This is a genomic window from Pseudomonas moorei (genome assembly GCF_042846945.1).
Taxonomy (GTDB): domain Bacteria; phylum Pseudomonadota; class Gammaproteobacteria; order Pseudomonadales; family Pseudomonadaceae; genus Aquipseudomonas; species Aquipseudomonas moorei.
In genome coordinates, this window is sequence record NZ_AP035776.1 from 4,397,174 (window position 1) to 4,417,930 (window position 20,757).

General features: G+C 60.7%; 18 protein-coding genes. 5 read left to right on the forward strand and 13 right to left on the reverse strand.

Annotated elements, in window-relative coordinates; genetic code table 11:
- Window position 1: 1 nt before the first annotated feature.
- The 4 genes from ACGJAX_RS20880 (at window position 2) to ACGJAX_RS20895 (ending at window position 4,334) form a co-directional block, all read left to right on the forward strand.
- Window positions 2-1,195 (forward strand): acetyl-CoA C-acyltransferase, encoded by a 1,194-nt coding sequence (locus ACGJAX_RS20880; RefSeq protein WP_390955972.1) that lies wholly within the window; start codon window positions 2-4, stop codon window positions 1,193-1,195.
- 167 nt (window positions 1,196-1,362) lie between these two features.
- Entirely contained in the window at window positions 1,363-2,490 is a 1,128-nt protein-coding gene (locus ACGJAX_RS20885) for an acyl-CoA dehydrogenase (RefSeq protein WP_390955973.1), read from the forward strand.
- Between the two features lie 14 nt (window positions 2,491-2,504).
- Window positions 2,505-3,278: an enoyl-CoA hydratase gene (locus ACGJAX_RS20890; protein WP_090322138.1), complete on the forward strand. Its 774-nt coding sequence runs from the start codon at window positions 2,505-2,507 to the stop codon at window positions 3,276-3,278.
- A gap of 180 nt (window positions 3,279-3,458) precedes the next feature.
- Complete coding sequence (locus tag ACGJAX_RS20895) at window positions 3,459-4,334, forward strand: NAD(P)-binding domain-containing protein (protein WP_390955974.1); 876 nt, start codon at window positions 3,459-3,461, stop codon at window positions 4,332-4,334.
- A 104-nt stretch (window positions 4,335-4,438) separates the two neighbouring features.
- Here ACGJAX_RS20895 and ACGJAX_RS20900 read toward each other — a convergent pair whose 3' ends face one another.
- From ACGJAX_RS20900 to arnB, 13 genes are all read right to left on the reverse strand, one after another.
- Window positions 4,439-5,590, reverse strand: a complete 1,152-nt coding sequence (locus tag ACGJAX_RS20900) for an acyl-CoA dehydrogenase family protein (RefSeq protein ID WP_090322131.1) — start codon at window positions 5,588-5,590, stop codon at window positions 4,439-4,441.
- Window positions 5,591-5,593: 3 nt separating this feature from the next.
- The gene (locus ACGJAX_RS20905; protein ID WP_390955975.1) at window positions 5,594-6,700 is read right to left on the reverse strand and encodes a 3-hydroxyisobutyryl-CoA hydrolase; all 1,107 of its coding nucleotides are present in this window, start codon (window positions 6,698-6,700) and stop codon (window positions 5,594-5,596) included.
- A gap of 160 nt (window positions 6,701-6,860) precedes the next feature.
- Entirely contained in the window at window positions 6,861-7,568 is a 708-nt protein-coding gene (locus ACGJAX_RS20910) for an HPP family protein (protein WP_090322107.1), read from the reverse strand.
- Window positions 7,569-7,726: 158 nt separating this feature from the next.
- Complete coding sequence (locus ACGJAX_RS20915) at window positions 7,727-8,905, reverse strand: MFS transporter (protein WP_390955976.1); 1,179 nt, start codon at window positions 8,903-8,905, stop codon at window positions 7,727-7,729.
- A 140-nt stretch (window positions 8,906-9,045) separates the two neighbouring features.
- Window positions 9,046-10,665: a glycosyltransferase family 39 protein gene (locus tag ACGJAX_RS20920; RefSeq protein ID WP_390955977.1), complete on the reverse strand. Its 1,620-nt coding sequence runs from the start codon at window positions 10,663-10,665 to the stop codon at window positions 9,046-9,048.
- Window positions 10,632-12,017 (reverse strand): UDP-glucose/GDP-mannose dehydrogenase family protein, encoded by a 1,386-nt coding sequence (locus tag ACGJAX_RS20925; protein WP_090322099.1) that lies wholly within the window; start codon window positions 12,015-12,017, stop codon window positions 10,632-10,634. Before ACGJAX_RS20925 ends, ACGJAX_RS20920 begins: the two co-directional genes overlap by 34 nt.
- On the reverse strand, window positions 12,014-12,415 hold the full coding sequence (gene arnF, locus ACGJAX_RS20930; RefSeq protein WP_247255671.1) for a 4-amino-4-deoxy-L-arabinose-phosphoundecaprenol flippase subunit ArnF: 402 nt from the start codon (window positions 12,413-12,415) through the stop codon (window positions 12,014-12,016). Before arnF ends, ACGJAX_RS20925 begins: the two co-directional genes overlap by 4 nt.
- A complete protein-coding gene (gene arnE / locus ACGJAX_RS20935; RefSeq protein ID WP_090322093.1) occupies window positions 12,412-12,756 on the reverse strand; it encodes a 4-amino-4-deoxy-L-arabinose-phosphoundecaprenol flippase subunit ArnE in 345 nt (114 codons plus the stop codon). Before arnE ends, arnF begins: the two co-directional genes overlap by 4 nt.
- Window positions 12,753-14,402 carry a lipid IV(A) 4-amino-4-deoxy-L-arabinosyltransferase gene (arnT, locus tag ACGJAX_RS20940; protein WP_390955978.1) on the reverse strand — a complete coding sequence of 550 codons (1,650 nt, stop codon included), beginning with the start codon at window positions 14,400-14,402 and terminating at the stop codon, window positions 12,753-12,755. Before arnT ends, arnE begins: the two co-directional genes overlap by 4 nt.
- Window positions 14,399-15,283 carry a 4-deoxy-4-formamido-L-arabinose-phosphoundecaprenol deformylase gene (gene arnD / locus ACGJAX_RS20945; RefSeq protein ID WP_390955979.1) on the reverse strand — a complete coding sequence of 295 codons (885 nt, stop codon included), beginning with the start codon at window positions 15,281-15,283 and terminating at the stop codon, window positions 14,399-14,401. Before arnD ends, arnT begins: the two co-directional genes overlap by 4 nt.
- Window positions 15,283-17,274 carry a bifunctional UDP-4-amino-4-deoxy-L-arabinose formyltransferase/UDP-glucuronic acid oxidase ArnA gene (gene arnA / locus ACGJAX_RS20950; RefSeq protein WP_090322083.1) on the reverse strand — a complete coding sequence of 664 codons (1,992 nt, stop codon included), beginning with the start codon at window positions 17,272-17,274 and terminating at the stop codon, window positions 15,283-15,285. The genes arnD and arnA overlap by 1 nt, the downstream gene beginning before the upstream one ends.
- Window positions 17,271-18,290, reverse strand: coding sequence for an undecaprenyl-phosphate 4-deoxy-4-formamido-L-arabinose transferase (gene arnC, locus ACGJAX_RS20955; protein ID WP_090322080.1), 1,020 nt, complete (start codon window positions 18,288-18,290; stop codon window positions 17,271-17,273). The genes arnA and arnC overlap by 4 nt, the downstream gene beginning before the upstream one ends.
- Window positions 18,287-19,435 (reverse strand): UDP-4-amino-4-deoxy-L-arabinose aminotransferase, encoded by a 1,149-nt coding sequence (arnB, locus tag ACGJAX_RS20960; protein ID WP_247255667.1) that lies wholly within the window; start codon window positions 19,433-19,435, stop codon window positions 18,287-18,289. Before arnB ends, arnC begins: the two co-directional genes overlap by 4 nt.
- Window positions 19,436-19,818: 383 nt before the next feature.
- Here arnB and xerC point away from each other — a divergent pair, with 383 nt between their 5' ends.
- Window positions 19,819-20,757, forward strand: a complete 939-nt coding sequence (gene xerC / locus ACGJAX_RS20965) for a tyrosine-type recombinase/integrase (RefSeq protein ID WP_390955981.1) — start codon at window positions 19,819-19,821, stop codon at window positions 20,755-20,757.

Below are 20,757 nucleotides of genomic sequence, written 5' to 3' on the forward strand. Positions count from 1 at the left end.
CATGAGCCTTTCCAACGATCCAATCGTCATCGTCAGCGCCGTCCGCACCCCGATGGGTGGTTTTCAGGGCGAGCTGAAAAGCCTGACCGCTCCGCAACTCGGTGCGGCCGCGATCAAGGCCGCCGTGGAGCGCGCCGGTATCGCTGCGGATGCTGTCGAAGAAGTGTTGTTCGGCTGTGTGCTGTCCGCCGGTCTTGGCCAGGCCCCGGCACGCCAGGCTGCGCTGGGCGCCGGGCTGGATAAATCGACCCGCTGCACCACCCTGAACAAGATGTGCGGTTCGGGGATGGAAACGGCGATTCTGGCCCACGACATGCTGGTCGCCGGCAGCGCCGAGGTGGTCGTCGCCGGGGGCATGGAAAGCATGTCCAATGCACCGTACCTGCTGGACCGCGCCCGCAGCGGTTACCGCATGGGCCACGGTCGGGTGCTTGATCACATGTTCCTCGACGGCCTCGAAGACGCTTACGACAAGGGCCGCCTGATGGGCACCTTTGCCGAAGATTGCGCCGAAACCAACGGTTTCAGCCGCGAAGCCCAGGACGCCTTCGCCATCGCCTCGACCACCCGTGCACAGCAGGCAATCAAGGATGGCCGCTTCAAGGACGAGATCGTGCCGCTGACCGTGACCGTCGGCAAAGAGCAGGTGACCATCAGCAACGACGAACAGCCGCCAAAAGCCAAGCTGGACAAAATCGCCTCGCTGAAACCGGCATTCCGCGACGGCGGCACGGTCACGGCGGCGAACTCCAGTTCGATTTCCGACGGCGCGGCGGCGCTGGTGCTGATGCGCCGTTCCGAGGCCGACAAGCGTGGCCTCAAGCCGCTGGCGGTGATTCACGGTCACGCGGCGTTTGCCGATACGCCGGGCCTGTTCCCGGTGGCACCGGTCGGCGCGATCAAGAAGCTGATGCAGAAAACCGGTTGGTCGCTTGACCAGGTCGATCTGGTCGAGGTCAACGAAGCCTTTGCCGTGGTCAGCCTGGTGACCATGACCCAGCTGGAAATTCCCCATGAGAAGGTCAACGTGCACGGCGGTGCCTGCGCCCTCGGCCACCCGATCGGCGCGTCCGGCGCGCGGATTCTTGTGACCCTGCTGTCGGCGCTGCGCCAGAAAGGCTTGAAGCGCGGCGTTGCGGCCATTTGCATCGGCGGCGGTGAAGCGACGGCCATGGCCGTGGAATGCCTGTACTAGCTGCGGGACCTCTGTAGGAGCGAGCCCGCTCGCGATGGACGTTAACGATTACGCGGGCTGTCTGGATAAACGTGGCGCCCTTGCGTCCATCGCGAGCAGGCTCGCTCCTACAGGGGCCAGTGTTTCAGTCAGGTAGTTGTACGAAGGCTTATTTTTAAGGATTCACCATGATCCCCAATGACGACCAACAACAAATCCGCGACATGGCCCGGCAATTCGCTGAGGAACGGCTGAAGCCGTTCGCCGCCGAATGGGACCGCGAGCACCGTTTCCCCAAGGAAGCCATCGGTGAGATGGCCGAACTGGGTTTCTTCGGCATGCTGGTGCCGGAACAGTGGGGCGGTTGCGACACCGGTTACCTGGCCTATGCCATGGCCCTGGAAGAAATCGCCGCCGGCGACGGGGCGTGCTCGACCATCATGAGCGTGCACAACTCGGTGGGCTGCGTGCCGATCCTCAACTACGGCAACGACGAGCAGAAAGAACGTTTCCTCAAGCCCCTCGCCAGCGGTGCGATGCTGGGCGCGTTCGCGTTGACCGAACCCCAGGCCGGCTCCGACGCCAGCGGCTTGAAAACCCGTGCACGCCTTGAAGGCGACCACTATGTGCTCAACGGCTGCAAACAATTCATCACCTCCGGGCAGAACGCCGGGGTGGTGATTGTGTTTGCCGTGACTGATCCGAGTGCCGGCAAACGCGGGATCACCGCGCTGATCGTGCCGACCGATTCGCCGGGCTACAAAGTCGCGCGGGTCGAAGACAAACTTGGCCAGCACGCCTCCGACACCTGCCAGATCCTCTTCGAAGACGTGAAAGTCCCGGTGGCCAACCGCCTGGGCGAAGAGGGCGAAGGCTACAAGATCGCCCTGGCCAACCTTGAAGGCGGCCGCGTCGGCATCGCTTCGCAATCGGTGGGCATGGCCCGCGCGGCATTCGAAGCGGCCCGTGACTACGCCCGCGAACGCGAGAGCTTCGGCAAGCCGATCATCGAGCACCAGGCGGTAGCCTTCCGCCTGGCCGACATGGCGACCCAAATTGCCGTCGCCCGGCAAATGGTGCATTACGCGGCCGCCCTGCGTGACAGCGGCAAACCGGCACTGGTCGAAGCGTCGATGGCCAAGCTGTTCGCCTCGGAAATGGCCGAGAAGGTCTGCTCCTCGGCATTGCAAACCCTCGGCGGTTACGGTTACCTGAACGACTTTCCGCTGGAGCGGATCTACCGCGACGTGCGGGTCTGCCAGATCTACGAAGGCACCAGCGATATTCAACGCATGGTTATTTCGCGCAATCTTTGAGAAGGAGTCCATCTGTGAGCTACGAAACGATTTTGCTGGAAACCCACGGCCGTGTGGCCCTGATTACCTTGAACCGTCCGCAAGCGCTGAACGCGTTGAATTCGCAAATCATCGGCGAACTGAACCACGCCCTCGATGGCCTGGAAGCCGATTCGAACATCGGCTGCATCGTGCTGACCGGCTCGAAAAAAGCCTTTGCCGCCGGTGCCGACATCAAGGAAATGGCCGAGCTGACCTACCCGCAGATCTACCTCGATGACCTGTTCAGCGACAGCGATCGGGTGGCCAACCGCCGCAAGCCGATCATCGCGGCAGTTAACGGTTTTGCCCTGGGTGGCGGGTGTGAACTGGCGCTGATGTGCGATTTCATCCTGGCCGGCGACAACGCAAAGTTCGGGCAGCCGGAAATCAACCTCGGCGTGCTGCCAGGCATGGGCGGCACCCAGCGCCTGACCCGCGCCGTGGGCAAGGCCAAGGCCATGGAAATGTGCCTGAGCGGGCGTTTGATCGACGCCGTGGAAGCGGAGCGTTGCGGGATCGTGGCGCGGATCGTGCCAAGCGATGAGCTGCTGGACGAGGCCTTGAAAGTCGCAGCGTTGATCGCCAAAAAGTCGCTGCCGATTGCCATGATGGTCAAGGAAAGCGTGAACCGTGCCTTTGAAGTAAGCCTGTCGGAAGGCGTGCGCTTTGAACGTCGGGTGTTCCATGCGGCCTTTGCGACCCAGGATCAGAAGGAAGGCATGGCGGCGTTCATTGCCAAGCGTGAGGCTGAGTTCCAGGGCAAGTAATGCGGCGTTATTGCTGACGCCATCGCGGGCAAACCCGCTCCCACAGTAGGTTTTGGGTGTGCCGCGGATTTTCTGCGCACCGAAACACCTGTGGGAGCGGGCTTGCCCGCGTTGTTTCTAAGGCTTGCGCAGCCCAGCTATTCTTGTCGACCAACGTGAACAAAATCAGCGGAGGTTGTCATGCGTATCGGATTTATCGGGCTGGGCTCCATGGGCAAGGGCATGGCGGCCAATCTGCTCAAGGCCGGTCATCAACTGCTGGTGTGGAACCGCAGTCAGGATGCGGTCGAGAGTCTGGTCAAGCAGGGCGCCATCGCAACCAGCCACCCGACCGAGGCATTCGCTGCCGACGTCGTGATCAGCATGCTCGCTGACGACACCGTAACCCGCACCGTCCTCATCGAAAGCGGCGCCCTGGCGTCGAGCAAGCCGGGTTTGATTCACTTGAGCATGGCCACACTGTCCGTGGCGTTCGTTCGGGAAATGGCCGAGTTACACGCCAGCGCAGGTGTCGAACTGATTGCCGCGCCGGTGTTTGGTCGTAACGATCTGGCCGAATCCGGCATGCTCAACATTGTCGTCGCCGGCCCGCCAACGGCCATTGCCAAGGTCCAGCCATTGCTGGACGTGCTGGGGCAGAAAACCTGGCCGATGGGTGAAGATCCGGTCAGCGCCAGCGTGCTCAAAATCGCCACCAACATGATGTTGATCAGTGCCATTGAAGCCACGGGCGAAGCGATGGCGTTGAGTCAGAGCTATGGGGTGGCCAACAATGATTTTGTCGATTTCATTACCGGCACCTTGTTTTCAGCGCCGGCCTACAAGGTCTACGGGCCGAAGATCGTACGACGTGAAACCGATGGCGCAGGGTTCACCTTGCGCCTGGGTTTGAAGGATGTGGGATTGGCGTTGAAGGCGGGCGAGCCGAATCACGTGCCGCTGCCGTTTGCCAGCGTGTTACGCGACAACCTGCTGGATGCGGTGGCGCTGGGGCAGGGCGAAAACGATCTGGCGGCGCTGGGGGTGAGGGCGATCAAGCGCTCGGGGCAGGAATAAACCCGATGCGCCATTCTCGCTGATGCCTTCGCTGGCAAGCCAGCTCCTACCGGGATTGGCGTCCCCCTGCAGGAGCTGGCTTGCCAGCGAAGCTTTTCAGAGCATCAGACCAAATAATTTTTCAGTTCCCGGGCAATCACCATCCGCTGAATCTCACTCGAGCCTTCATAAATCTGCGTGATGCGCGCGTCCCGGTAGTACTTCTCCACCGGATAGTCTTCCAGGTACCCGTAGCCGCCATGAATCTGAATCGCCGAGGAGCAGACCTTCTCGGCCATTTCCGAGGCGAACAGTTTGGCTTGCGAAGCCTCCGACAGACAGGGTTTGCCGGCTGTACGCAGGCGCGCCGCGTGCAGGATCAGCAATCGTGCGGCATTCAATTGCATGTGCATGTCGGCCAGCAGGTTGGCGATGCTCTGGTGCTCGATGATCGGCTTGTCGAACTGCACGCGTTCGCGGGCGTAGGCGAGCGCCGCTTCAAAGGCCGCACGGGCAATGCCCAGGGCCTGGGCGGCGATGCCGATGCGTCCGCCTTCAAGGTTGGACAGGGCGATGGCCAGGCCTTTGCCGCGTTCACCCAGCAGGTTGGCCTCGGGAATGCTGCAGTTGTTCAGGGTCACGGCGCAGGTGTCGGAAGCACGGATGCCCATCTTGTGTTCCGTGCGATCGACGATGAAGCCCGCGGTGTCGGTGGGCACCAGAAACGCCGAGATACCGCGTTTGCCCAGGTCCGGGTCGGTCACGGCAAACACGATCGCCAGCTTTGCCCGTTTGCCGTTGCTGACGAACTGCTTGGCACCGTTGATCACCCATTGGCCGTCGCGCAGTTCGGCGCGGGTGCGCAGATTGTGCGCTTCGGAGCCGGCCTGGGGTTCGGTCAGGCAGAAACAGCCGATGGTCTGGCCGCTGGCCAGATCCGCGAGCCAGGTCTGCTTTTGTTCTTCAGTGCCGTAGTTCAGCACCGGCCCGCAGCCCACCGAGTTGTGGATGCTCATGAAGGCGCCGGTCGCGCCGTCGCCGGCCGAGATTTCTTCTACCGCCAGGGCGTAAGCCACGTAGTCGACGTAGGTGCCACCCCATTCCTCGGGCACCACCATGCCCAGCAGACCCAGTTCGCCCATCTTCGCCACCAGGCCATCGTCGATCCAGCCGGCTTTTTCCCAGGCCTGGGCGTGGGGGGCGATTTCGCCACGGGCGAAGTCCCGGGCCATGTCGCGGATCATCACTTGCTCTTCGCTCAATTCGATATCGTGCATGACTCAGCTCCCGCTCTCATCGAAACCCTGGAAGAAACTCGCGACATGCCCGGCGTCCAGCGCCTGCAAGGTGGGCGGGTTCCAGCGTGGTTGTTTGTCTTTGTCGATCAGCAAGGCGCGCACGCCTTCGATCAGGTCGCCGCGCTCGAACCACTGGCGGTCCAGGTGCAGCTCAAGGGCGAAGCAGTGTTCCAGGCTCAGGTGCCGACCGCGCCGCAGCATTTCCAGGGTCACGCCCATGGCCAGCGGAGAGCGGGTTTCCAGAAGGTCCGCGGTGGTCGTGGCCCACTCATGGCTGTCGGCGACCGTTACGGCGCGCAGTTGCTCCACAATACTCGGCACATCGGGCAGGGCGAAGAAGTGATCGATGGCCGGACGCAGCGCCGCCAGCGGCGCGTCCGGTAGTTGTTGCACCGCGAGTTTCGCCAGCAGGCCCTGAAGGTCCTTGAGTGGGGTGTCGCGCCATTCCAGATGATCGAGTTTTTCGTCGAGCGTGCCGAGTTTGCTGCTGTCCAGATACCAGTCGGCGAGGCCGCAGTAGAGCGCGTCGGCCGCACGGATCTGCACGCCGCTGACGCCCAGGTAAATCCCCAGTTCGCCGGGAATGCGCGGCAGGAAGTAACTGCCGCCGACGTCCGGGAAGTAGCCGATGCCAACTTCCGGCATGGCCAGACGGCTCTTCTCGGTGATCACGCGCAAATCCGCACCCTGGACCAGGCCCATGCCACCGCCAAGGACGAAACCGTCCATCAGCGCCAGCACCGGTTTGCGGTAATGGTGGATCGCGAGGTCCAGGGCGTATTCCTCGACGAAGAAGTCCTGGTGCAGGGTGTCGCCGCTTTTGAAACTGTCGTACAGCGAACGAATGTCGCCACCGGCACAGAAGGCCTTTTCACCGGCACCGCGCAGGACGACGGCGTGCACCTGCGGATCCTCTGCCCAGGTGTCGAGCTGGCGTTGCAGGGTGCGGACCATGTCCAGGGTGAGGGCGTTGAGGCCGGCGGGGCGGTTGAGGGTCAGGTGACCGATGTGGTTGCGTACCTCGGCCAGCACTTCGTTTTGCCTGGCATCCATGGACGGAGTCCCCGGAGAAGAAACCTGAGCAGTCATCACTAACTCCCTGCTTTTATTGTTCTTTATTGAGAAGCTCGCGCGCGAGCGATGCAGGATCGTAACAGTGCAAATTTGTGATGTACAACCGGGATATGTGCAGGTGCTTCCTGCATTTATGCATGGCAACCCTCTGCACCCGTGGCCGGGATTGATGTCTTCAGGCGCCGCGACTCAACACTTCACCAATACTGCGACGTTTGGCGTGTAACTCACTGGCATGGATCAATTGTTCAAGGTCTTCGGGCGTGACGTCGAAGAAGGCCTCCATGTCGGCCAGGGCCAGTTTCAGGTCTTCGGCGGTGATCGCCTGGTTATCGGTGGGCGGGTGGTCGGCAGGCACTACTGCAACCGGTTCATTGGCGCGCTTGGGATAGCGGATGCGCGTCAGGTTGTTGTAGGCCAGGGCGCTGAGCAACATGATCGAGGCACCGAGCATCACCGGGCCGAGCGCTTTCCAGTCCATGGCAATGGTCGCCGGGTCTGCCAGCACCAGGGTCAAGGCCAGGGCACCGGCCGGCGGATGCAGGCAGCGCAGCCAGCACATCAGCACCAGGGCCATGCCGGCTGCCAGACAGGCGCTGGTCAGGGTGCGACCGAGTACGTGCGCCACCAACAGTGCGACCACCGCGGCGCTGAGGTAGCCACCGAGAATCGACCAGGGTTGCGCCAGCGCACCGGAAGACACCGCGAACAGCAGCACCGCCGAAGCCCCCAATGGCCCGATCAGGTGTTGCGCCACCTCGATGCCGAATACCTGGCCGCACAGCCAGACACTGAGCAGGGTGCCCAGGGCCATGCCAATGGCGGCACGACTCCACTCTGTCGGGCGGGTGTTGATGGCGGCGGGTAACCAGCGAGCGAGCATGACGAAACCGTTCCGTTGACAAAACCGAGGAAAAAAAAGGGCTTAGCTGGGATACCCAGAAAGCCCTTGAAGTTGTTCCAACTATTGGGGGAGGAACGGGCACAGTGTGCCGATCATTGCAGATGCTGACAAATTCATATTAATGAAGCTTCAGTTCATTAATTCTGATGTATCGGCACCCGGCGGCCACTCATGAAACACAACATGCCACCCAAGGCTGCCAACGTGCTCAAGGCATAGAACATGGTGGGCGCCGGGGTATGCATCAACAGGAAACCGCAGATCACCGGGCTTAGTGCACCCCCTAGCGCCGCGAGGTTCTGCGCACCGTAGTAACTGCCACGCAGCTCATGCGGGGCCAGGGTATCGACGAAAAGAAACTCCGCCGGGTAAATGATGATTTCGCCCAGGGTGAAGATAAACATCGCCACGCACCAGCTCACCAGGCTGTCGGCCAGGCTGAATCCGATCAGGCCGAGGATGAACAGCGCGGTGCCGCCAACAATCCAGTGGCGCAGGTGTTCGCGCTTGAGGAAGCGGCCGATCTGATATTGCAGCAGGATCACGCTGATGGCGTTGCAGGCGAGCAGGGCGGCCATGACTTTAAGCGTGTTCTGGTCGTCGCTGGTGACCAGCAGGTACTGCGACAGATAAAAGGTGAAGCGACCGTGCACCACGGTGCTGAGCAGACAGCCGGCAGTGAACATGATCAGGGTGCGGTCGTTTTTCAGAGTGATCAGGGTGTTGAGGAAGCTCTGCGCCTGTCCGGTTGCAGGTGGCAGCGCCGGGTCCCTGGCAATGCCGGTCAGCAGAAAAATGCTGAAAAAGGCGATGGCGCCGGCGATCAGGAATGGAGCAATCGGATATACCCCGGCGATCACTACACCGAGCATCGGGCCGATGGCATAGCCAATGTTGGTCAGGGTGTAGCTCAGGGAAAACGCCTTGGCCCGTTGGCCCACGGGCAGGTTTTCGCTCAGGATCGCTTTTGAACCGATCAGGAACAGCGCCGAAGCGGTTTCGGTGACCACCAGGATGACGGTGGTCAGGTAAAGGTTTTCGGCAAGGGTCAGGAGCACCAGGCCGATCGCGCTCGAAAGCATGGTCAGAATCAGCAGACGACGTTTTTCCAGACGGTCGATGATGTAACCGCCATAGAGCGCGAGCAGGGTTGCGATGAATACCGCGATGCCGAGCAGCAAGCCAACGTCCTGTTGGTTGAGGCCGAGTTTGTTGCTCAGGAACAGCGTGAGCATGGGACTGGTGATCGCGCGGCTGACAACGATGGTCAACGAGCAGATCAACAACCGGCGGATAACCAGCGAGTAGGTGGCCACAGGGTGAATGTCCTTATTCGAAAGCAGGTACGGGAGGAGTCCTGTTTAACACGGCCCCCGGGAGTCGTTGAAGAACATGCTTGATCTTCAACGACTCCCGGTGAGTGGCCATCGGACTTGCTCCGTGCCTTCGGCCTCTTCTACAAGGGGCGATGCAGCAGCACGAAGTCGTTCTTGTCGAAACGCCCGCTGAGTACGGGCGGCAAAGCGCCATAGGAGGTGCCTTGCAGGGCATGGTAGTCGTTGGCATCCATCATCAACCACAAAGGCCCCTGAAGCGTGTTCAGCTCTTGAATCGACTCGGTGAACACCGGTTGCAAGTCCTGCTCGATATTGACCATGAACTTGATGGCCTTGGCGTCCTTGCCCATGCGATGCAGCACCAGCGGTGCCGGGTCTTTTTGCATCTGTTCAAGCGAGGCACGGCTGAAGGTCCGGGTGTCGTACATCTGCCGTTCGAGCGGTTCAAACACCAGGATGTACACCGACCACAACGCCAGTACCGAACAAACGGCCAGGGTTTGCGGGCGCCAGCGCGGTTTGCCAAGGACCGCCAGTGCAATCACTTGTAACGCCCCCAGGATCATCAACACCGTAACAAGGTTGGGCAGTTGTTGATCAAGTTTTCGTTGGGCAACCAGCAGTCCGCCGATGAACAACGCCGGCATGAGCAGCCACAGGCCCTGCATCAAGCCGCGTAGCCAGCTGAACACCCGACCCTGAGCCACGGCAAAGGGGTAGGCGGCGATGATCGCCACAAAGGGCAATATCGGCAGTAGGTAGCGGGCTTTCTTTGCCTGGGGAATCGACAGCCCGAGCATCACGATCAACCCGGCTGCCGCGCAATACTGGAGCAATCGCAGAGCCGGCCCGGTGTCGCGCGGTTTGTTCAGGGCCATTGCCAGCAATGCCAGCAGCGCCAGAGGATAGGCCAGCGCATAGTTGCCCATCGAACTGGTGAAGTAGTAGAGCGAGCCGCTGACGCCTTCTCTGCCGTCCATGCGTCCCATGAACTGCATGCGGATCACGTCCTGCATGAAGACCGGCCCGCCACTGGCTTTGGCCATCCACAGCAACGCGCCGACACACAGGGCCAGCAGCACTGCGGCCGTCAGGCCGAAGCCGAAAAACCGCTGCCATTGGCGATTGAGCAGAAAGTAGCTGCACAGAATGCCGGTGGGAATCACCAGCCCGATCGGCCCACGCAGGCCGAAACCCAGCAGCAACAAGGCGAAGATCAGTAGCCAACGACGGGGTGCCGAGAAGTGATCGGCGGCGTAGCCCAGATAGAACACCGCAAATGCCACCGCAGCGAGCATCAAGTCCTGGGAAACCGCGCGTACTTCGGTGATGAAGGTGTTGGTCAGCAACATGAGGGCGATGCTCAGCAACGCCCATCGGCTGGAAACAGGTGCAACCAGACGGTACATCAGCGTGACGATGACCGCCCCCGCGATGGCGCTTGGCAGCCAGGCACTGAGGCTGTTGACCTGGCCAAACGGCAGGGCCGTCAACCAGATGAACAGGGTTGAAAGCCCCAGGTAGTCAGCGTAGGGCTGACCATAGGTGGTCGGGAAAAACGACGGCCCGTGTCGCAGCATCTCCTGGGCGAACAGCGTGAAGCGCGAATCGAAACCGATTGGCGCTTGCTGGTACACCCCGGCGATGCACAACAGCAGGGCCAACAGTCCCACGACGCAGGACTGTTGGCGGATGGACAGCGCCATTACGCCGAGGCGTCGACTGGGGCGGCTGGCCATTGCTGATGCGGGATCGGCAATTTGCGCGATTCGCCGCGGCCCATCGGGAAATACAGGAAGCCGCCACGGGCCAGACGTTCGGCGTCGTACAGGTTGCGTCCGTCGAAGATCACCGGGGCGACGAGGCGTTGGCGGATCAGGTTGAAATCCGGCGCCTTGAATTGCTGCCACTCGGTGCAGATGATTAGCGCGTCGGCGCCCGTCAATACCGATTCCGGCGTGCCCATCAACATCAGCTTCGGTTCATCGGGATACAGGTTCTGGGTTTCCTGCATGGCTTCGGGATCGAAAGCGCGCACTTCGGCGCCCGCCGCCCAAAGCGATTCAAGCAGCACGCGACTTGGTGCATCGCGCATGTCGTCGGTGTTTGGCTTGAACGCCAGACCCCAGAGGGCAAAGGTCTTGCCCTTCAGATCGCCCTTGTAGAACGCGTTAATGCGATCGAACAGCTTGTGTTTCTGCCGCTCGTTGATGGCTTCTACCGCTTGCAGCAGATCGCTGGAGCAGTGGGCCTCTTCGGCGCTGTGAATCAGGGCGCGCATGTCTTTGGGGAAGCACGATCCGCCGTAGCCGCAGCCAGGGTAGATGAAGTGGTAGCCAATACGGGAGTCGGCGCCGATGCCCAGACGAACCGATTCGATATCGGCCCCCAGGTGTTCGGCCAGCTCGGCGATCTGGTTGATGAAGCTGATTTTGGTCGCCAGCATGCAGTTGGCGGCGTATTTGGTCAGCTCGGCGCTACGCAGGTCCATGAACATGACGCGGTCATGGTTGCGGTTGAAAGGGGCATACAGGTCGCGCATCACATCACGCACCTCATCGCGCTCGCAGCCGATGATGATACGGTCCGGACGCCGGCAATCGGATACAGCCGAGCCTTCCTTCAAGAACTCCGGGTTGGACACGATATCGAACTGCAGCGAACGCCCGTCCTTGGCCAGGTATTGGTCGATGTGCGCGCGCAGGGTATCGCCCGTACCGACCGGTACGGTGGATTTTTCCACCAGGATCACCGGCTGTTCACGGTGGCGTGCTACCGCTTCGCCCACGGACAGGACATAACGCAGGTCGGCCGAGCCATCCTCACGGGACGGCGTGCCGACCGCAATGAACAACACCTGACCGTGTTGCACCGCCAGCTTTTCATCGCTGGTGAATTGCAACCGTTTGCCGTCCAGGCCTTCGCGCACCAGGCTGGCAAGCCCAGGTTCGAAAATGCTCACATGGCCCTGTTGCAGCAATTTGACTTTTTTCTCGTCAATATCCATGCAGACCACGTCGTGGCCAACTTCCGCCAGGACTGCGGCTTGCACCAAGCCAACATAACCGCTACCAAATACACTTATTTTCATGGGGCACTCCTAAGTTCGGGCGCACTTGCAGGTCGAGAATTAATGGTGATGACGCCCAGGATGACCAGGGCGACGCCAAGGCTTTTTGAAAGGCTGAAATCTTCGTGAAACAGCGGCAGGCTGGCGGCCAACAGGTAGACCAGTGCGTAGCTGATGCTCAGCAGCGAGTAGGCCCGGCCCAGGGGCAGGTCACGCAGGGCCAGGAGCCAACTGAGCATTGAAAGGGCATAGGCAAGGATAGCCGCTAGCACCACCGCCACAGCCGCCAGGTCGATCGGGGCGCTGAGCCATTGTTCCGGAGACGGCAGGTGACTCATGCTCCAGCGCATGCCCAACTGTGCGGCGCTGACCAGCATTACGCTGCCCAGGGCGAAGGTGATTCCGCGTCGCTGGTTCATGCGTGTTGCCCCAACAGTGCCACGCCACCGATCACCAGCACTACACCCAGCCAGTGACGGCGGTCGATGGTTTCGTGGAAAAGGAAGCGCGCGACCAGGGTGATCAGCACGAAATTGAGGCTCAACATCGGGTAGGCGATGCCCACTTCGAGGCGCTGCAACACCAGCAACCAGACCAGCAAGCCCAAACCGAGTGAGACGAGCGCCAGCCACAACCACGGCGAACGCAGTTTCTGCGCCCAACTCGAGGGTTGTCCGCGCCAGCTTTCCACGGCGTACTTCTGGGCAATCTGGCCCAGGCAGGTCAGCAGACAAGCGACCAGTAATAGAATCAGGCTCATGGCGCGGCCTGAGGAATAATCAAAATGACCAGATTGCCTTGCTCATAACGCTTGCCTTCCTTGGGCAATTGTTCGAGCTCGTGCAGTTCGTCGTCACCTTTGACCCGCATCACCACGCCGACCGGGCCCTGCTGACGGGCCTCGAGCATCCATTGCTGGATCTGATCGGAATCGACGCGCTGCTTCATCGAATCAGGGTAGGCAAGGCCATACTTCAATTCGCCGACCGTGTTGTAGAACGATACGTCCGGGCGCTTCAGGCGCCAGGACAGGGCCGAAGCCGCCCCCAGATCATTGCTCAGCAACCTGGCGCTCTGGCCCAGTTCCTGCGCGTGATCGAGGATGAATTGATCAGGCGTCTTGTTGGCGACCACCGAGTTGGGTAAGCCGGCCGGTAGCAGGCCGATCAGCAGCAGGCTGCCAAAGGCCGGGGCTCCCCAGCATTGCAACGGCCTGAAGGCTTGCAGCAGGTTGGCCATGATCCAGCCGATCAGCGCGATAAACACCAGTACCAGGTTGTGCAGTTCATGGTCGTACAGCGGTTTTTTCAGCTGCAAATAGACCAGGGCGAGCAGGGTGATCAGGCCCAGAGACAGGTTGAGGATCCCGTTGATACCGAGGATCCGGCCTTGCTCCAGTTTCAGGCGATCGGTCAGGGTATGACCCAACAGCAAGGCCAATGGCAGCAGGCAGGGCAGGATGTAAGCTGGCAGCTTGCCTTTACTCAGGCTGAAAAAGATCAGCGGCATCCACAGCCACAGCAACAGGAACGCAATGTGAGTCTGACGCCGGGCCTGCCACGCCTCTTTCAGCGCAGGTGGCAGCAACGCCATCCACGGCAGGCTGAACCCGACCAGCAACGGCAAGTAGTACCACCACGGCGCATCATGTTGGGCATCTTCCCCGGCGAAACGGCGGATGTGCTCGTGCCAGAAGAAGAATCGCCAGTAGTCGGGCTCCTGCGCATGCACCGCCAGGACCCACGGCAGGCTGACGGCCACGGCCACGACAATCGCCACCGGACCGTAGACCAGCAACTCGCGCCAGCGCTTTTGCCAGATCATCCAGGGCAGGGCGATCAGCACCGGCAGCAGCCAGGCGAGAAACCCCTTGGTCATGAAGCCCATGCCACACGCCAGCCCCAGCACCGCCCAGGCCGTCAAACGTTGGCCGCGGCCCGTGCTATCAACTGCGAACCACAAGGCAACCAGGCTCAGGTTGACCCAGAAAGTGAATTGCGGGTCGAGATTGGCGTATCCGGCCTGGGCGGCGATCACCGTGAGGCTCATATACAGCAGCGCACAGGCGAAGCTCTTGCGCGGTTCGTTCCACATCCGCCGTGCGATCAGATAGCACAGCAATACGCTCAGGGCCGTGCTCAGCGCCGAAGCGAAGCGCACACCGAACAGGTTTTGACCGAACAGCGCCTGGCCGATGGCGATCATCCAGTAGCCGGCGACCGGTTTTTCGAAATAGCGCACGTCCATGAAATGCGGCGACACCCAGTTGCCGTTCAGCAGCATGTTCTGGCCGATCTGGGCGTAGCGGGTTTCATCGGGAATCCACAGGCCATGGGTTCCCAGAGGCAGCAGGTATGCCAGCGCCATAAGCGCCAGCAACAGCGGCAATGCCCAGCGTTTACTCATGCCCCTTGCACTCCCAGCCAGCCTTCGCGACCTTCGAGTGTGCCGCGTACCACGTGGCCGATCGGTAAACTGCTGGGGGCATCGGGCAGTAAATCGCCCAAGGGTTGAAAGTGGATGCCTCGCTGCCGCGCGTCGCTCAGCAGGTGGCGGAAATCATTGGCCATCAGAATCCCTTCTACTTCGGCATGGATCGTGTAGACGTTGATTTTTTCCGGCGTGAACCGGTCAAGGATAAAACTGTTGAAGTCGTTGGCGGCGATATTCGGGCCAACCACTTCGTCGAAAGTAGGCAGATCAACAGGGATCTGCGGTGTGCCCAGACGTCCATCGGCCAGTCTCGGCTGGAACAGGCTTTGACCACGGCAATCGCTGTTGTAGCGAAAGCCAAAGCGCTGCTTGGCTTCGATCACGCGCTCGTCCGCGCGCCAACCGGCGGCGGCCGAACACTCGATCTTTGCCCCGAGAATGTCGCTGAGGGTGTCCACGCCACGACGGATCTGCTCGATCAGTTGCGCGTCGTTCCAGCGCCCGGCATTGGCTTGCCAGCCATGGTGATCCCAGGCGTGCAGGCCGACCTCATGGCCGGCGTCACGGGCCTGACGCATCAGGTGCCCGAGATCGCGGCCAATCGGTTTGCCCGGCCATGCAGTGCCGGCCAGCAGGATGTCCCAGCCATACAGGCCGGCCGCGTTTGAGCGGAGCATTTTCCAGAGGAATTGTGGACGGATGAGGCGCCACAAGTGGCGCCCCATGTTGTCCGGGCCAACGCTGAAGAAAAACGTCGCCTTGACTTGTGCTTCGTCCAGCATTTCCAGCAACCGGGGCACCCCCTCACGGGTGCCTCGGTAAGTGTCGACATCGATGCGTAGGCCTGCTTGCATCAGCGCTTGTCCGCGATTTCGAGCATGGCTTCGCGCAGGAAGAAGTCCAGGGTGTTGCCGATGGTTTCACGCATTTCCACGGTAGGCTCCCAGTTCAACAGGCGCTTGGCGTTGGCGATGCTTGGCTTGCGGTGTTCCACGTCCTGGTAACCGGCACCGTAGAACGCCTTGCTTTCCACGTCGCGGAAACCGGCGAAAGGCGGGAAGTTGTCGCGCAGCGGGTGAGCTTCGAACTGACGCAGCAGCTCTTCGCCCAACTGACGGATGCTGGCTTCGTTGTCCGGGTTGCCGATGTTGATGATCTGACCGTTGCAGACATCGTTGTCGTTGTCGATGATCCGCGCCAGCGCTTCGACGCCGTCGGCGATGTCGGTGAAGCAACGTTTCTGCTCGCCGCCGTCGAACAGGCGGATCGGCGTACCTTCCACCAGGTTGAGGATCAACTGGGTGATGGCGCGGGAGCTGCCGATACGTGCCGAATCCAGACGGTCCAGGCGCGGGCCCATCCAGTTGAATGGACGGAACAGGGTGAAGTTCAGGCCTTTGGCGCCGTAAGCCCAGATCACGCGATCCAGCAGTTGCTTGGACACGGAGTAGATCCAGCGCTGCTTGTTGATCGGACCAACGATCAGGTTCGAGGCATCTTCGTCGAAGTTCTTGTCCTGGCACATGCCATAGACTTCCGAAGTCGACGGGAAGATCACGCGCTTGTTGTACTTGACGCAGTAGCGAACCAGCTTCAGGTTTTCCTCGAAGTCCAGTTCGAATACGCGCAGCGGGTTGCGGGTGTATTCGATCGGGGTGGCAATGGCCACCAGCGGCAGGACCACGTCGCACTTCTTGATGTGGTATTCGATCCACTCGGAGTGAATGCTGATGTCGCCTTCGACGAAGTGGAAGTTCGGGTGGCTGCGCAGGCGGTCGATGGCGTCGGAACCGATGTCCAGGCCATACACCTCGTAGCGATCATCACGCAACAGACGCTCGGACAGGTGGTTGCCGATGAAGCCGTTGACGCCGAGGATCAGCACGCGAGTGCGACGTGGCGCGCGACCGGATTCGGCACCGCGCAGCACGGAACCGTCCACCAGGCCCAGCTCGTTGGCCAGTTGCGGGCCGCTCAGGTACAGGCCGTTGTCGTTGCGCTGGCCAGCGGTGATGATCAGCGAATCTTCGCCACAGGCAATGCGCAGCGGGTCGACACTGATCACTCGGCCCGGAGCCTGGCCTTCATTGCCCTTGGCCACTTCGGCACTCCAGACAATCAGCTTGTGCTCGCCCACCGCGCAGAACGCGCCCGGATACGGCTGGGTCACGGCACGAACGAGGTTGAACAGTTCTTCTGCCGGCTTTTGCCAGACCAGCTTACCGTCGGCTGGAGTGCGGCGACCGAAAACGCTCGCCTTGGATTCATCCTGCGGGGTTTCAGTGACTTTGCCTTGCAGCAGCAGCGGCAGGGTGTCACGCAACAGGTCGGTGGCGGCCTGGCGCAATTTGCCGTGCAGGCTCAGTGCGGTGTCGCTGCGCTCGATTGCCACCGGGCGCTGGGCGAGGATCGCGCCGGCATCGGCACGCTTGACCATGCGATGCAGGGTTACGCCGGTTTCGGTCTCGCCATTGACCAGCACCCAGTTGGCTGGCGCACGACCACGGTAGCTTGGCAACAACGAGCCATGCAGGTTGAACGCACCCTTGCGGGCGGTGGCGAGCAATGGCTCGCTCAGCAGGTTGCGGTAGTAGAACGAGAACAGGTAGTCGGGGTCCAGCTTGCTGATGCGCTCGATCCACAGCGGGTGGTTGGCATCTTCCGGCGCGTGAACGGTGATGCCCTTGCTCGCGCACAGCTGCGCAACGGAGCCGTAGAAGGCATTTTCCTTGGGATCATCGGCGTGAGTGAACACGGCCGCGATTTCAATACCGCTGGCGAGCAGGGCTTCGATACCGGCACAACCGATATCGTGGTAGGCGAAGACAACAGCTTTTGCGCTCATGGGTGAACCCGATCTGAAGAAGTGGAAGTGAGGCCATCGATGGTGGCAACGGAAACAGGAGAGGCAGGCTGACTACGCAGCACCTTTTCGATAAAGAAACGCGGACGAGCACGGACATCACTGTACATGCGGCCCAGGTATTCGCCCAACAGGCCCATGCCAATGAATTGGCCGCCGGTGAATACGAACAACACGGCGAACAGGACAAAGGTGCCACCGCCGGCCCAGCCGGCACCAAATGCCAGACGCAAAAACACCAGAGCGACGGCAAAGAGTACGCCGAGGGCCGCCATGCCGAAGCCGATGATGCTCAGCAGGCGCAGTGGCGTGGTGGTCATGCAGGTCACCAGATCGAACATCAGGTTGATCAGGCGCATGGGGCTGTATTTGGAATCGCCGTGTTCGCGCTCGGCGTGGTTCACCAGGATTTCCGTGGTGTGACGGGCGAAGCTGTTGGCCAGGATCGGGATAAAGGTGCTGCGCTCGCGGCAGGCCAGCATGGCGTCGACGATGGTGCGCCGGTAGGCACGCAGCATGCAGCCGTAGTCGCTCATGGCCACGCCGGTGGAGCGTTGCACGGCGAGGTTGATCAGTTTCGACGGCCAACGGCGCAAGGCCGAGTCCTGACGGTTGTTACGCACGGTGGCGACGACGTCGTAGCCCAGTTCGGCCTGGGCCACCAGGCGCGGGATTTCTTCAGGCGGGTTTTGCAGGTCGGCGTCAAGGGTGATCACCACGTCGCCCTTGCACTGCTCGAAACCGGCCATGATGGCCGCGTGCTGGCCATAGTTGCGGTTGAGAATGACCGCCACTACCGGGCTGTCAGGGCGGGAGGCGGCCTGTTCCAGAATGTGCGCGGAGTCATCGCGACTGCCGTCATCGACCAGGACGATCTCGTAGGGGTGGTGCAATTGCGCGCACGCCGCTTCGGTGCGGCGCAGCAATTCCGGCAGGCTGTCTTCTTCGTTATAGACCGGAATCACGATCGATACGAAGTTGATTGGGTAAGGTCTCACAGGCGTGTGTCCAGGCAGTTTTCAATGGCGCCGACAACGCGCTCGACGTCATCGGTGGTCATGTCGGGGAACAGCGGAATCGAACACAGTCGGGCCGAGTTCCATTCGGTATTGGGCAGGTACAGGTCAGGATAGCGCTGGCGATACCAAGTATGCAGGTGTGTCGCGATGAAGTGAATCCCGGTGCCGATATTCTGTTCCTGCAGGGCTTTCATGAACGCTTCACGGTCCAGCCCGCAGCGCTCGGCATCGATACGCAGGATGAACAGGTGCCAGGCGTGTTGCTGCGCATGGCCGGGAATGGCCAGCGGTTGCACCGGCAGGCCTTCCAGGCGTTGCAGGTAGGTGTTGGCCAGCAGCGTGCGTTTGGCGTTGATCTCGTCCAGCCGCTCCAGTTGTACCAGGGCGATGGCCGCATTGATGTCGGCCAGGTTGTACTTGAATCCCGGCTCCATGACTTGTGCCTGGGGTTTGCGGCCATGGGTCAGGCGATCGTAAGCATCGACACCCAAGCCATGGAACTTGAGCATGCGTACCCGCGTCGCCAGGGCTTCATCGTCGGTCACGAACATCGCGCCTTCGGCGCAGGTCATGTTCTTGATGGCGTGGAACGAAAAAATCGCGGTACCCGTGGAACCGACGTGGCGACCTTTATACCGGGTACCTGCTGCGTGGGCGGCGTCTTCGATCACGGTAATGCCGTGCTTGTCGGCCAGTGCATACAACGGATCGAGATCGAACGCAGCGCCAGCGTAGTGCACCGGGATGATGGCTTTGGTGCGCGGGGTGATTGCCGCCTCGATGCTCGCCACGTCACTCATCAGCGTGTCGCGGTCAACGTCGACGAAAACGGGTGTCGCACCCAGCAGGCTGATCATGTTGGCGGTGGACACCCAGGTCTGCGAGGGTGTGATGACTTCATCGCCCGGGCCGATTCCCAGCGCGAGTAAAGTGATATGCATGCCACCTGTCGCCGAGGACAGTGCCACGGCATGACGGCAACCGACATAATTGGCGAAGTGCTCTTCCAGTGCCTGGTTTTTCGGCCCGGTGGTTATCCAGCCTGAGCGCAGTACTTGTTCTACCGCGGCAATTTCCTCATCGCCGATACTCGGGCGGGAGAAGGGAAGAAAAGCCTGACTCATGAGCACCTCTTGGCTGAAAAAAGTGAATAGCCGTTGAGGCTAGAAAATGGATCCAGTCGCATTCTAGACGCTAAAAAACACACTGCATCAACTACTTACTTGAGATTGGTGAGAAATACCATCAGTTGACTTTTCCTGCAACGGTCGGCAGGTTGAAAATGCCGAGGGTCGCCAGATCCGCCAGAGGTTATGCCCGATTTTGTGAAAGGAACATGAAAAAACGGTCGGCGAATCATTTATCCGGTATCTATTAAGCGACTGTTCAGATTTTTACCGGTGACTACTGCTTTTGCAAAAAAATCTTACACAAGTTTCGCATTTTATATGGTCTGTTTCCATCCTTAGTTGTTTCGTTGAATTGTTTTCATTCAAGGCCGTTTCGTTTGATTGACTTACCCGTTGTTGACCCGAATGCTCCCAGAACCAATCCGCTGACGCTGTATCTGGCGCGACTGGCGCCGTCCAGCCAATTGACCATGCGATATATCCTGCAGGACGCCGCCGATCGTCTGGGCTTTGAAGATGTGAACATCGAAGAAATCCCCTGGTATCAGTTGCAACCCGAGGATGTGATTGCACTGGTCGCCACCTTGCGCACGGACAGTTATGCGCCCAATACATCGTCGCTGTATGTCAATGCGGTGCGCGGGGTAATGAACGAGGCCTGGCGCATGAGCCTGATCAGCCAGGAGCACCTGTTGAAGATGCGCTCGGTCAAGGGTATTGCCGGCACGCGCCTGTCCCAGGGGCGCAATCTGCGGCGCACGCTGATTCAGGAACTGATGGAAGTGTGCGCCGCCGATCCGCGACCGCAAGGCCTGCGGGACGCGGCGATCATCGGGATTCTGTATGGCTCCGGGATGCGTAAATCGGAGTCGGTGAACCTGGATTTGAATCAGGTCGACTTCACGGAACGCAGCCTTCGGGTCACCGCCAAGGGCAATAAGCAGTTGATCAAATACGCCCCGGCCTGGGCGTTCGCCAAGCTCGACGCCTGGCTGGAACTGCGCCGCTCACAGCTCAAGGACGGTGAGTCGGACGACACCTTCCTGTTCAATCGCATACGTCGCGGCAGCCACATCACCCGTGAGCGCATCACCAAGTATGCGATTTACTACATCGCCCGCCAGCGGGGCGCCCAAGTGGGGGTGAAGATCATGCCCCATGATTTCCGGCGTTCGTTCATTACCCGGGTGATCGAGGAGCATGATTTGTCGATCGCCCAGAAACTCGCCCATCACAGCAACATCCAGACTACGGCCAATTACGATGTGCGCGATGACAATGAACGGCGCCGGGCGGTAGATCGCTTCGACCTTTGA

Bases quoted from the DNA above. Each gene is read 5' to 3' on its own strand.
- ACGJAX_RS20880 (WP_390955972.1), top strand. From the start codon at position 2: ATGAGCCTTTCCAACGATCCAATCGTCATCGTCAGCGCCGTCCGCACC.
- ACGJAX_RS20885 (WP_390955973.1), top strand. From the start codon at position 1,363: ATGATCCCCAATGACGACCAACAACAAATCCGCGACATGGCCCGGCAA.
- ACGJAX_RS20895 (WP_390955974.1), top strand. From the start codon at position 3,459: ATGCGTATCGGATTTATCGGGCTGGGCTCCATGGGCAAGGGCATGGCG.
- ACGJAX_RS20900 (WP_090322131.1), bottom strand. From the start codon at position 5,590: ATGCACGATATCGAATTGAGCGAAGAGCAAGTGATGATCCGCGACATG.
- ACGJAX_RS20905 (WP_390955975.1), bottom strand. From the start codon at position 6,700: ATGACTGCTCAGGTTTCTTCTCCGGGGACTCCGTCCATGGATGCCAGG.
- ACGJAX_RS20910 (WP_090322107.1), bottom strand. From the start codon at position 7,568: ATGCTCGCTCGCTGGTTACCCGCCGCCATCAACACCCGCCCGACAGAG.
- ACGJAX_RS20920 (WP_390955977.1), bottom strand. From the start codon at position 10,665: ATGGCCAGCCGCCCCAGTCGACGCCTCGGCGTAATGGCGCTGTCCATC.
- ACGJAX_RS20925 (WP_090322099.1), bottom strand. From the start codon at position 12,017: ATGAAAATAAGTGTATTTGGTAGCGGTTATGTTGGCTTGGTGCAAGCC.
- arnF (WP_247255671.1), bottom strand. From the start codon at position 12,415: ATGAACCAGCGACGCGGAATCACCTTCGCCCTGGGCAGCGTAATGCTG.
- arnE (WP_090322093.1), bottom strand. From the start codon at position 12,756: ATGAGCCTGATTCTATTACTGGTCGCTTGTCTGCTGACCTGCCTGGGC.
- arnT (WP_390955978.1), bottom strand. From the start codon at position 14,402: ATGAGTAAACGCTGGGCATTGCCGCTGTTGCTGGCGCTTATGGCGCTG.
- arnD (WP_390955979.1), bottom strand. From the start codon at position 15,283: ATGCAAGCAGGCCTACGCATCGATGTCGACACTTACCGAGGCACCCGT.
- arnA (WP_090322083.1), bottom strand. From the start codon at position 17,274: ATGAGCGCAAAAGCTGTTGTCTTCGCCTACCACGATATCGGTTGTGCC.
- arnB (WP_247255667.1), bottom strand. From the start codon at position 19,435: ATGAGTCAGGCTTTTCTTCCCTTCTCCCGCCCGAGTATCGGCGATGAG.